This window comes from Micromonospora parastrephiae, from assembly GCF_016802865.1.
Classification (GTDB): domain Bacteria; phylum Actinomycetota; class Actinomycetes; order Mycobacteriales; family Micromonosporaceae; genus Micromonospora; species Micromonospora parastrephiae.
Window position 1 is genome coordinate 63,107 of record NZ_JAEVHM010000007.1, and the last position, 12,207, is coordinate 75,313.

The 12,207-nt window shown below is 71.2% G+C and carries 7 protein-coding genes and 2 pseudogenes; 7 read left to right on the top strand and 2 right to left on the bottom strand.

Annotation, left to right across the window (positions count from 1 at the left end):
• Nucleotides 1–14 precede the first annotated feature (14 nt).
• Nucleotides 15–1,351 (top strand): annotated as a pseudogene (locus tag JNW91_RS03460) (acetyl-CoA carboxylase biotin carboxylase subunit).
• 154 nt (nt 1,352–1,505) lie between these two features.
• The gene (locus JNW91_RS03465) at nt 1,506–2,426 is read left to right on the top strand and encodes a hydroxymethylglutaryl-CoA lyase (protein WP_203173489.1); all 921 of its coding nucleotides are present in this window, start codon (nt 1,506–1,508) and stop codon (nt 2,424–2,426) included.
• Nucleotides 2,427–2,487: 61 nt separating this feature from the next.
• On the opposite strand, the gene JNW91_RS03470 is transcribed toward JNW91_RS03465, so the two are convergent.
• Nucleotides 2,488–3,060, bottom strand: coding sequence for a snapalysin family zinc-dependent metalloprotease (locus tag JNW91_RS03470; protein WP_203173490.1), 573 nt, complete (start codon nt 3,058–3,060; stop codon nt 2,488–2,490).
• 163 nt (nt 3,061–3,223) lie between these two features.
• On the opposite strand from JNW91_RS03470, the gene JNW91_RS03475 reads away from it, so the two are divergent.
• From JNW91_RS03475 to JNW91_RS03485, 3 genes and pseudogenes are all read left to right on the top strand, one after another.
• Nucleotides 3,224–4,756 (top strand): acyl-CoA carboxylase subunit beta, encoded by a 1,533-nt coding sequence (locus JNW91_RS03475; RefSeq protein WP_203173491.1) that lies wholly within the window; start codon nt 3,224–3,226, stop codon nt 4,754–4,756.
• A gap of 76 nt (nt 4,757–4,832) precedes the next feature.
• Nucleotides 4,833–5,981: an acyl-CoA dehydrogenase family protein gene (locus JNW91_RS03480; RefSeq protein ID WP_203173492.1), complete on the top strand. Its 1,149-nt coding sequence runs from the start codon at nt 4,833–4,835 to the stop codon at nt 5,979–5,981.
• 169 nt (nt 5,982–6,150) lie between these two features.
• A pseudogene (locus tag JNW91_RS03485) lies at nt 6,151–8,825 on the top strand (ATP-binding protein).
• A 258-nt stretch (nt 8,826–9,083) separates the two neighbouring features.
• On the opposite strand, the gene JNW91_RS03490 reads toward JNW91_RS03485, so the two are convergent.
• The gene (locus tag JNW91_RS03490) at nt 9,084–9,599 is read right to left on the bottom strand and encodes a MarR family winged helix-turn-helix transcriptional regulator (RefSeq protein ID WP_203173493.1); all 516 of its coding nucleotides are present in this window, start codon (nt 9,597–9,599) and stop codon (nt 9,084–9,086) included.
• A 101-nt stretch (nt 9,600–9,700) separates the two neighbouring features.
• On the opposite strand from JNW91_RS03490, the gene JNW91_RS03495 reads away from it, so the two are divergent.
• Both JNW91_RS03495 and JNW91_RS03500 read left to right on the top strand, forming a co-directional pair.
• Nucleotides 9,701–10,282, top strand: coding sequence for a YceI family protein (locus JNW91_RS03495; RefSeq protein ID WP_203173494.1), 582 nt, complete (start codon nt 9,701–9,703; stop codon nt 10,280–10,282).
• Nucleotides 10,283–10,576: 294 nt separating this feature from the next.
• Complete coding sequence (locus tag JNW91_RS03500) at nt 10,577–12,055, top strand: glutamate--cysteine ligase (RefSeq protein WP_203173495.1); 1,479 nt, start codon at nt 10,577–10,579, stop codon at nt 12,053–12,055.
• Nucleotides 12,056–12,207: the final 152 nt, after the last annotated feature.

A 12,207-nucleotide genomic window follows, 5' to 3' on the forward strand; every position in this document is an offset into this window, starting at 1 on the left:
GCCGGGAGGAAATCATGATCGAGTCACTGCTGGTCGCCAATCGGGGCGAGATCGCCCGCCGGATCATCCGGACCGCCAAGCGGCTCGGCATCCGCGCGATCGCGGTGTACTCGGAGGCCGACGCCCAGCTGCCCTTCGTCGCCGAGGCGGACGAGGCGGTCCTCATCGGTCCGCCGAACCCGGCGCAGAGCTACCGCAACGTCTCGGCGATCCTCGCCGCCGCGAAGTCGACCGGCGCGCAGGCCATCCACCCCGGGTACGGCTTCCTGTCGGAGAACGCCGAGTTCGCCCGTACCGTCGAGTCGAGCGGCCTGATCTGGGTCGGGCCCGACGCGGACGCGATCACCGCGATGGGCGACAAGATCAACGCCCGGAACCTGATGGCGGCGGCCGGCGTTCCGGTCGCGCCCGGCACCACCGACCCGGCCGCGACCTGGACGATGCGGTGGTCGCCGCCGCGCGGATCGGTTACCCGGTGATGGTCAAGGCTGCCGCCGGTGGCGGTGGGATGGGCATGGGCGTGGCGGTCGACGAGGCCGCGCTGCGCACCGAGTACGACAAGGTGCGCGCGTTCGCCGAGCGGATGTTCGGCGACGGGTCGGTGCTGCTCGAGCGGTACTTCCCCCGGGTGCGCCACGTCGAGGTGCAGATCCTCGGCCTGGCTGACGGCCGGGTGGTGGCGCTCGGCGAGCGGGAGTGCTCGGTGCAGCGGCGCAACCAGAAGCTGGTCGAGGAGTCCCCGTCCCCGGCGGTCTCGCCGGAGCTGCGTGAGCGTTTCCTGGCTGCCGCGGTGCGCGCCGGTGAGGCGGTCGGCTACCGCAACGCCGGGACGGTCGAGTGCCTGCTCGATCCGGCGTCCGAGGAATTCTTCTTCCTGGAGATGAACACGCGGTTGCAGGTGGAGCACCCGGTGACCGAGTACGTCTACGGGATCGACCTGGTCGAGGAGCAGTTGCGGGTGGCGTCCGGGCTGGCGCCGACGTTCGACCCGGACGCGTTGACGCCGAGTGGACACGCCATCGAGATGCGGATCAACGCGGAGGACCCGAAGCGCTTCCTGCCCGGCCCTGGCGTGGTGAAGACCTGGGTGGAGCCCACGGGTGAGGGTGTCCGGGTGGACTCCGGCTACACCGAGGGCAACACCGTCACCCCGTTCTACGACAGCCTGATGGCCAAGCTGATCATCAGCGGTGACACCCGCGACGAGGTGATCGAGCGTGCGAAGGCGGCGGTCGCGTCGTTCCAGATCGAGGGCCCGAAGAACAACCTCCCCTTCTTCGCCGAGCTACTGGAGAACGAGGAGTTCCGCTCCGGCGCCTACGACACCGGCATCGTCTCCCGCATGCGCTGACCCCCCACCCCCACCCCAGCCTTGTTGATCAAGAGGTTCGCGTCATCCGTGGCCGGACTCCTGACGCGAACCTCTTGATCGACCTCGCTGGTGGCGGGGGTGGCATGCTGGGAGGACCCCCAGCACCGCTTTCGTCACAGTGAGGTGACCCCTTATGGCTGACCTGCCGGCTTCCGTCTCCATCCGTGAGGTTGGGCCGCGCGACGGGTTGCAGAACGAGGACCCGATCCCGACCGACGCCAAGGTGCGACTGCTCGACGCGCTCTCCGGCACCGGCGTACGTCGGATCGAGGCGGTGTCGTTCGTGCACCCGTTGGCGATCCCGCAGATGGCCGACGCCGACGAGGTGTGGCAGCGGGCTGCGAAGGCCGACGGGGTGCGTTACTCGGCGCTGGTGCCGAACACCCGGGGCGCCCAGCGCGCCCTCGCCGCCGGGTTCACCGAGATCGAGGTGGTGGTCTCGGCCAGTGACACGCACAACCGGCGCAACGTCAACCGGTCGACCGACGAGTCCCTGGACGACATCGCCGAGCTGATCGACCTGCTGCACGGCGCCTCCGCGCGGGTCGAGGTGATCGTGGCGACCAGCTTCGGCTGCCCGTACGAGGGGGACGTCGACCCCGCCCGGGTGGCCGGCATCGTCGACCGGGTGGTCCGCGACGGCGCGGACCGGGTGGCGTTCGGCGACACCACCGGGATGGGCACGCCGCGCCGGGTCCGCGAGCTGGTGACCGCGGTACGCGACCGCAACGCGCACGTGCCGGTGCTGCTGCACTTCCACAACACCCGGGGCACCGCGTTGGCCAACCTGTTGACCGCTCTGGAGCTGGGGGTGACCGAGTTCGACGCCAGCGTGGGCGGTCTGGGCGGCTGCCCGTACGCGCCCGGGGCGAGTGGCAACCTGGCCACCGAGGAGGCCGTGCACATGCTGCACGACATGGGCATCGACACCGGTATCGACCTGGCGGCCCTGATCGGGGCGGCCGAGTTGGCCGAGGAGTTGCTCGGCAAGAAGCTGCCGTCCGGCGTGCTGCGGGCCGGCCCGCGGACCAGGCTGACGCCGATGCCGAGCTGACCGTTCGGGGACGCGACGGAGGGGCCGGCGACGCGCCGGCCCCTCCCTCGTACCAGGTCGGTCAGCTCACCGGAGCGAGCGTGGCCGGCCAGCTGTCGCGGAAGATGTCCGCGCTGCGGTCGGTGCTGCGCTCGGTGGCACTGAAGGTGCCGGCGAAGAGGCTGCTCACCCGGCTCGCCTCGGCGCTGCTCGGGTACGGGTTGGTGCAGCTGGTGCCGGCGCTGCCGCCGGACATCAGGATCGCGCAGTTGCCGTTGTAGTTGTCGGGCAGGCCGAGGATGTGCCCGATCTCGTGGGTCATGATCCGCAGCGGGCTGTACTGCGCCGCCTGCTGGGTGTCGATGTAGACCCGGCCGTTGCCGAGGCTGGTCCGCACGGCGTACGAGCCGCCGCCGGTGATCTGGTAGATCCGCAGGTTGGAGCCGCAGTTCGCGGAGAGGGTCAGGTTGACGGTGGCGTTGTTCCAGATCGAGGCGGCCTGGTTGGCGGTGCCGGCGTAGCTGCCTGCCTGGCTGGTGTTGTAGCAGATGGTCATGGCGGCGGACGCGGGCGACGGGTTGGCGACCGTGACGCCGAGGGTGGCACCTGCCGTCGCGATCATCGCGACGACGAGCCGACTGAGTCGTGAGGTCATCGTTGACTCCAATCTGGGAGGGGGTGCCAGGAGCCTAACGGTGACCATCAATACATTTCAATGCTTGAGTGGAGCAAGGTCACCCGGGGCGTTCGGGTCGCCGAGCGGCGGGCGGATGCGCTAACCTAACGATCGTTTAGGTTGGTATGGCGAGGGGGTCGGCGTGACGCTCGACGGTGAGGCGCTGGAGCAGCTGCGCAAACGGGCCCGGTCCGGCGGCGCGGACAAGTACCACGCGGCCAACGCGGCCAAGGGCAAGCTGTTCGCCCGTGAGCGGGTCGCGCTCCTGGTCGACGAGGGTTCGTTCGTCGAGGACGGCCTCTACGCCAACGCGCTCGCCGAGGGACTGCCCGCCGACGGCGTCGTCACCGGCACCGCCACCATCGATGGCCGGCAGGTCTGCCTGATGGCCAACGACTCCACCGTCAAGGCCGGCAGCTGGGGCGCCCGCACCGTCGAGAAGATCATTCGGATCATCGAGCGGGCGTACGGCGCCGGCGTGCCGATGGTCTACCTGGTCGACTCCGCCGGCGCCCGGATCACCGACCAGGTTGATCTCTTCCCCGGCCGGCGTGGCGCCGGCAAGATCTTCTGGAACCAGGTCCGCGCCTCGGGCTCGATCCCGCAGGTGTGCGCGTTGTTCGGCCCCAGCGCCGCCGGTGGCGCGTACATTCCGGCGTTCTGCGACGTGGTCGCCATGGTCGACGGCAACGCCAGCATGTACCTCGGCTCCGACCGGATGGTCGAGATGGTCACCGGGGAGAAGACCACCCTGGAGGCGATGGGTGGCGCCAAGGTGCACACCGCCGAGTCCGGCGTCGGGCACTTCCTGTGCAAGACCGAGGCCGACGCGCTCGACGTCGTGAAGACCTACCTGTCGTACCTGCCGGCGAACTGGACGCAAGCGCCGCCGGCCGCGCCGGCGGTCGCCGCGCCGGCGAAGGCCGACCTGGCCGCGCTCGTGCCGGCCAGCGAGCGGCAGGCGTTCGACATGCGGCGGTACGTCAGGGGCCTGCTCGACGAGGATTCGTTCTTCGAGATCCAGGCGCTCTGGGCCAAGGAGCTGACCATCGGGTTCGGTCGCCTCGACGGCCAGGTCGTCGGCGTGGTCGGCAACAACTCGATGTTCAAGGGCGGCGTGCTCTTCGTCGACTCCGCCGACAAGGCGACGCGGTTCGTGCAGCTCTGCGACGCGTTCAACGTGCCGCTGCTGTTCCTCAGCGACGTGCCCGGCTTCATGGTCGGCAGCGCGGTCGAGAAGCAGGGCATCATCCGGCACGGCGCAAAAATGATCACTGCCATCTCCGAGGCGACCGTGCCGAAGATCTGCGTGGTGGTCCGCAAGGCGTACGGCGCGGGCCTCTACGCGATGGCCGGCCCCGGGTTCGAGCCGGACGCCACCATCGCGCTGCCCAGCGCGAAGATCGCGGTGATGGGGGCCGAGGCCGCCGTGAACGCGGTCTACGCCAACAAGATCGCCGCCATCGAGGACGAGTCCGAGCGGGCCGCCTTCGTCGCCGCCAAGCGGGCCGAGTACGAGCAGGACATCGACGTCGTCCGGCTGGCCAGCGAGCTGGTGGTCGACGCCATCGTCGAGCCGCACGACCTGCGCGGCGAGCTGGTTCGCCGCTTCGCCGCCGCGCGTACCAAGGATCGGCACTTCTCCCGGCGCCGGCACGGCGTCACCCCGGTCTGACCCGACGACCGGCCCCGCACAGCCACCGTCCCGGCGTCACAAGCGCCCGACGGCACCGTCCCAACAGGAGGATGAGATGGACTTCCGGCTCACCGACGACCAAGAGGCGCTGCGGGAGAGCGTGCGGGACTTCGCGCGCGAGGTGATCGCACCGGTCATCGCCGAGCACTACAAGCAGCACACCTTCCCGTACGAGGTGATCCGGCAGATGGGCAAGATGGGCCTGTTCGGCCTGCCCTTCGGCGAGGAGCACGGCGGCATGGGCGGCGACTACTTCGCGCTCTGCCTGGCCCTGGAGGAACTCGCCCGGGTCGACTCCAGCGTGGCCATCACGCTCGAGGCGGCGGTCTCGCTGGGCGCGATGCCGATCTACCGCTTCGGCACCGAGGAGCAGAAGGCCACCTGGCTGCCCAAGCTGCTCAGCGGCGAGGCGCTGGCCGGTTTCGGGCTCACCGAGCCGGGCACCGGTTCGGATGCCGCCGGCACGCAGACGCGGGCCGTGCTGGACGGTGACGAGTGGGTGATCAACGGGTCGAAGGCGTTCATCACCAACTCGGGGACCGACATCACCGCCATGGTCACCGTCACCGCGGTGACCGGCACGAACCCGGACGGCTCGAAGGAGCTGTCGACCATCATCGTGCCCACCGGAACGCCCGGCTTCACCGTGGCGCCCGGCTACTCCAAGGTGGGCTGGACCGCCTCGGACACCCACGAGCTGACCTTCGACGACTGCCGGGTGCCGGCGGCCAACCTGCTCGGCGCGCGAGGTCGGGGGTTCGCCCAGTTCCTGCGGATCCTCGACGAGGGCCGGATCGCCATCGCCGCGCTGGCCGTCGGCCTCGCGCAGGGCTGCGTGGACGAGTCGATCAGGTACGCGAAGGAACGGCACGCCTTCGGTCGGCCGATCGGCGCCAACCAGGCGATCCAGTTCAAGATCGCCGATATGGAGCTGAAGGCGCACACCGCCCGGCTGGCCTACTACGACGCCGCCGCGCGGATGCTGGCCGGCGAGCCGTTCAAGCGGCAGGCCGCCATCGCCAAGCTGCACGCCAGCACGATCGCGGTGGACAACGCCCGGGAGGCCACCCAGATCCACGGCGGCTACGGCTTCATGAACGAGTACCCGGTCGCCCGCTTCTGGCGGGACTCCAAGATCCTGGAGATCGGTGAGGGCACCAGCGAGGTGCAACGAATGATCATCGCGCGCGACCTCGGCCTCTGAGCGAACGACCGGGCCGGGACGTCGGCCCGCTACCCGGTGCCATTCCGCACCGCTCCACCGGCCGACCCTGGCCGGGCTGTCCGTTCGGCTGTCGGGTTTCGGCGAGTGGGCGTCGGCAGCCCGACGTTCGACTGCCGACGGTCGGAGTCGATCCGTACTCTTCGTGCCCATGACTCCGGATCATGACCGGTCACGGGGCCCGGACGGTCGTACCGGGCTGCCGGAGCTGCTCCGCGCCCACCGTCGGGCCGCCGGCCTGACCCAGGCCGAACTGGCGGCCCGGGCCGGCGTGGGCGTACGGACGGTGCGTGACCTGGAGCGTGGCCGATCCGTTCGGCCGCAGCGCACCACCGTCGGCCTGCTCGCCGACGCGTTGCAGCTGACCGGCGCGACCCGGGCGGCGTTCATGGCTGCCGCCCGCGGGCCCGCCAGGGGCGAGCCCGCCCCGCCGGACGTGCCCCCGGCGTCGCTGACCGTCGCTCCGTCGTCGGCGCGGCCCAGCGGACCGGATCCGCCGGTCGCCCTCCCGCCGCCGGTCGCGCTGATCGGTCGGGATCGGGACGTCACCGAGTTGGCCGGCATGCTGACCACCGAGCCGGGTTACCGGCTGGTGAGCCTGGTCGGGCTGACCGGTGTCGGCAAGACGGCGCTGGCGCTGTCCGTGGCGCACGCGGCCGCCGGGGCGTACCCGGGTGGCGTGGCCGGGGTGCTGGTCGGCGAGGGCTCGGACGGCCCGGACGTGCTCGCCGCCTCGATGGCGGTCCTCGGTGCGGCCCGGCTGCCGGAACTCGCCGCCCGGCTCGCCGGACGGCCCACGTTGCTGCTGATGGACGCGGTCGAGCACGCCCCCGGCCCGGTGGCCGAGACGTTGCACCGGCTGATCGGCGTGCTGCCCTCGCTGCGGGTGCTGGTCACCGGCCGGCACCCCGTCGGGCTACCCGGCGAGCGGGTCTGGCCGGTCGCGCCGCTCGACGTACCGCCGCCGGACGCCGACGTGGCCGGCTCGGCCACGCTCGGATCGTGGCCGGCGGTAGCCCTGTTCACCGCCCGGCTCGCCCAGGTCCGCCGGGAGCCGCCCACCCCCGACGAGTTGCCGGCGCTGGCCGCGCTGGTCCGCCGTTTGGGCGGGTTGCCGCTGGCCATCGAGTTGATGGCGGCCCGGGGTCGGCTTCTCAACCTCACCGAACTGCTCGACCGGTACGGCGACCGGGTGCTCGACCTGACCACCCCCGCGGAGCCGCCCGCCCATCCGGGCTGGGAAGGACCGGAGGCGGCGAGCGGCCGTACGAGCGGCGCCGAGATCACCCGCACGGCGGTGGCGGGCACCCTGCGGGACGCGGTGGCGACCAGCTACCGCCTGCTCGCCCCGGACGAGCGGGCGGCGCTGCGCCGGCTCGCCATGTTCGGCAACCGGTGGTCGGTGGAGCAGGCCGAGGAGATGCTCGCCGACGAGGCGACCGGGACGGCACCGTGGCGATCGACCCCCTCCCGGTGTTGAACCGGCTCGTCGAGTTGGGCCTGCTGAGCGTGCGGGGCGCCGGTTCGTTCCGGTTCCGTCTGCTGGACGCGGTCCGCGACTTCGCCATCGAGCAGGCGGCCGGGGCCGGCGAGCTGAGCCGTCTGCGACGCCGGCACGCCGAGGTGGTCGCCCGCCTGGTGGCGCGCACGGCCACCGATCTGGTCGGCCCCCGGCTGCCGGACGCGATTCACCGGTTGGACGAGGTGAGCAGCGACATCGGTTCGGCGTTGTCCCACGCGGCGACCGACGACCCGCTGACCGCGCTCGGCCTGGCGGCCTGCCTGACCCGTTGGTGGCGGTTCCGCGGGCGCGACGTCACCGGTCGGCAGTGGTTACGGCGGCTGCTGGCCGACCCCAGGACCGCCGACGCCGATCCCGTCCTGCGGGCCTGGGCAACCCTCGGGGTGGCACGGCTCGCCGCCGAGCACGGCGCCGGCGCAGACGAGCTGCCGACAGCGCGGGCCGCGCTGGACATGTTCCGGCAGGCGGGCGACGTGACCGGGGAGCTGGAGGCGCGGACCGTGCTCGGCGCGCTGCTGATCACCGTCGGAGGGCACGACGAGGCCCGCGAGCAGGCGGAGGCGGCACTCCGGCTGGCGGCTCGCAACGGCCGGACCCGGGACCTGGCGGTGGCCCAGAACAGTCTCGCCTGGCACGAGATCCGGGTGGGTGACCTGGCGGCCGCCCGCCGCCGGCTGGCCGCCGTGGACCGGCTCGCCGCCGAGAGTGGCGAGCAGCGGTTGCGGGTGCTGGCCTGGGCGAACCGGGCTGAGGTCGCTCGCCTGGAGGGCCGGTACGCCGACGCGGTGGACCAGGGGCGGCGTGCGGCGGCGGCGTTGTCCGAGCTGGGTGATCCGGGGCATCGCCGTCGAGTGCTCGGCACGATCGGCTTGGCGCTCGCCCAGGACGTTCGCGGTGCGGAGGCGACCGAGGTGCTTGCCGAGCTGCGTGCGGGGGGTGACGAGGTGGTGGCGGCCGTACCGGTGGCGCGGTCGCCGGGCCCGCCACGGCCGCGCGTGGACGACGACGTGCTCTCCCTGGGCGGCCCCGAGGTGGGGATCTGCGCGTTGATCGAGGGGAATCTGGCGCTGCACCGGGGTGATCGGGAGTTGGCCGCCGAGTGGTTCGCCGCCGCCGCGGACGCCGGTCACGATCGGCGGGATGTGGTGGAGGCGCTGGTGGGGCTGGCGGCGAGCACCGGGGATCCGACGATCCTGGACCGGCTCGACCGGGTCTGCCAGGAGAGCGGTATCCGACTGTTGCCGCAGGAGGCGGGGCTGCTCTACGCGTTGATCGCCAGCCGGGGTGGGGCAGCGACGCCCTAGCTGCGCCGGCCGGCGACCTGGGTGGTCAGGCGGCGGAGTGGCGCGGACGAAGAGCCCCCTTGGTGCTACCCCTCGCTGTTCGCCCGCGCCGTCACCCCCCGGTGAATCCCCGGTGGACGAAGCCTGCCACCGCTCCCGGTGCGGAAGGCGCGTTTCGTGTCCTTTGCCCGGTTAGCAAGGTCACTTCTGCCGGTCTTTCTGCCGGTGACGTCGGCCTGCTCCGGACCGGCCTCCCACGCGTCGCGGGCATTCCGCCGATCAGGCTCGGGGGGCGCCTCCGGCGGAGGTCTCCTGCTCCGGGACGGCGTCGGTGCTGCCGGCGGTGGCGCAGGGATGCACGGCGTCACGGACCCGGCGCAGGCCGTCGAGGAGCGCGGACAGGGCCTCCGGGTCGAGCTGACCGGTGAACCATCGCTCGATCATCTGCAGGTGCCCCGGCAGCGTCTCGTCCAGTCGCTGCATGCCGCTCGGGGTGACCACCGCGTACGAGCTGCGTCGGTCGCTCGGGCAGGCGCGGCGGGTGAGGAGACCGTCGCGTTCCATCCGGTCCACCACCCTGGTCACTCCACTGGTGGACAGCGACGTCTGCGCGGCGAGATCGGTCATCCTGAGCTGGTTGCCCGGCGAGCGGGCCAGTCGCGTGATGACCTCGAACTCGACCGCGGAGAAGCCGTGCTCCTCAAGTTGGGCGGTGAACCGGGCCGACAGCCCAGCGTGCGCCTCGAAGAGCAGGCCGACGGCGGTGATCCGGGGATCGTCGAAATCGTTGGTCACTCGTCCACCCTACCAGTGGTTGACACGGGGAATGTTGTTGCCGCTATAGTTGCTTAGGCAGTCGTTGGGCTACTAAACAATCTCTCCTGGAGGACAGCAGCATGACCAGCAGCACCGATGCGGTTACCCGCGACTGGGACGGCCTCACCATCCCGGCGGCCGGCACCTACGTGCTTGACGCGGCGCACAAGCGAGTCGGCTTCGTCGCCCGGCACATGATGGTGAGCAAGGTCCGCGGTGAGTTCAACGAGGCGACCGCCACCATCACCGTCGCCGAGGACCCGCTGCAGTCGTCGGTCGTCGCGACCATCCAGGGCGCCAGCATCGACACCACCCAGGGCGACCGGGACGCGCACCTGCGCAGCCCCGAGTTCCTGGACGTCGAGAAGTACCCGACGCTGGAGTTCCGCAGCACCGGCGTCAAGTCCCGCCGCGGCAACGAGTTCGTGCTCACCGGCGACCTGACGATCAAGGACGTCACCCGTCCGGTCGAGCTCCAGGTCGAGTTCGAGGGCGTCGGCCGCAGCCCGTTCGGTCAGGACATCTTCGGCTTCTCCGCGACCACCGAGATCGACCGCGAGGAGTTCGGCCTGACCTGGAACGTCACCCTGGAGACCGGTGGCGTGCTGGTCGGTAAGAAGATCAAGATCGAGATCGAGGGCGAGGGCGTCCGCCAGGCCTGATCCTCGGATCGCCGGCACGCTCCGGGCCCGCGCCGCACGTCGGCGCGGGCCCGCCGTCGTTTCCGCCGCCCGTCCCGCCCGGGTGTGAATTGTCACGAGTTGTTCGCGCCGCCACCGGATCCGTCACCGTGCCGACGGGGTACAGGGTGCTCACGAGCACGCTCGCTCCGGTCGGCGTCGGATCACCGGCACCGGCCTCTGGCCGTGGCCAGGCGAGCGCTCTTAACGTGGATGGTTCACAATGCGCTTTCCGGGACGGCACGATCCCGACCGCGCCGGCCGTCGGGAGGACACATGGGCAGGGACGTCTCGCAGGGCGCCTTCACCCGCGAGGACCGCGTCCGCTACCGGCACAAGGTCCGGCGATGCCTGGACGTCTTCGCCCTGATGCTGGACGACTTCGGTTTCGACGCCGACCGGCCGATGACCGGCCTGGAGATCGAACTCAACCTCGTCGACTCGGCCGCCGAGCCGGCGATGCGCAACGAGGAGATCCTCGCCGACATCGCCGACCCGCTCTTCCAGACCGAGTTGGGGCAGTTCAACCTGGAACTCAACGCCGAACCCCGACTGATCGAGGGCGCCGGATTCGCCCACTACGAGCACGACCTGCGCAGCAGTCTCGCCCGGGCCGACGAACGCGCGGCCAAGTCCGACGCGAAGATCGTCCTGGTCGGCATCCTGCCCACCCTCACCGAGGGGCACCTGGTCGAGGACAACCTCTCCACCAACGAGCGCTACCGCGTGCTCAACGACCAGATCGTCGGTGCCCGCGGCGAGGACATCGAGCTGGACATCCGCGGCGTCGAACAGCTGCGCACACACACCGACTCGATCGCCCCCGAGGCCGCCTGCACCAGCCTCCAGTTCCACCTCCAGGTCGCGCCGGACAGCTTCGCCGACTACTGGAACGCGTCCCAGGCCATCGCCGGGGTACAGGTGGCGGTCGGGGCGAACTCTCCCTTCCTGTACGGCCGTCAGCTCTGGGCCGAGACCCGGATCGCCCTGTTCGAGCAGGCCACCGACACCCGCCCCGACGAGCTCAAAGCCCAGGGGGTACGCCCCCGCGTGTGGTTCGGCGAGCGGTGGATCACCTCGATCTTCGACCTGTTCGAGGAGAACGTCCGCTACTTCCCGCCGCTGCTGCCGATCTGCGAGGACGAGGACCCGGTCGAGGTGCTGCACACCGGCGGTGTGCCCCAGCTCGGTGAGCTGCGGCTGCACAACGGCACCGTCTACCGGTGGAACCGCCCGGTGTACGACATCATGAACGGCCGTCCGCACCTGCGGGTGGAGAACCGGGTGCTCCCGGCCGGCCCGACCGTGGTGGACATGCTGGCGAACGCGGCCTTCTACTTCGGCCTGGCCCGCGGGCTCGCCGAGGCGGACCGGCCGATCTGGAGTCAGCTCACCTTCAGCTCCGCCGAGGAGAACTTCCACGCCGCCGCCCGACGTGGCCTGGACGCCGTACTGCACTGGCCCCAGGTCGGCGACGTGCCGGTCAGCAAGCTGGTGCTGGACGAACTGCTGCCCACCGCCGCCGCGGGACTGGACGGATTCGGGGTCGCCCCAGCACAGCGGGACCGACTGCTCGGCATCATCGAGCAGCGCTGCCGTACCGGCCGCAACGGTGCCGTCTGGCAGACGGAGGCGGTCTGGGCGGCGGAACGGCACCGGGGCATGGACCGGGCCGCGGCGCTGCACCACATGGTCCAGCGGTACGCCGAACTTCAACGCGCCAACGAACCAGTCCACACCTGGCCCATCCCCTAACCCAGGACCTCTTGACTTGGCGGAACTGGCTATCGGTCATCGCCTCGACCACGTCCTGGACGCCACGCCCGAGCAGATCCGAGCTGGTCGCGGTGCGTACCCAGGTGCGCAACGCGCTGCGCGAGATCGCCGCCGAGCACCCCGGGATCCGG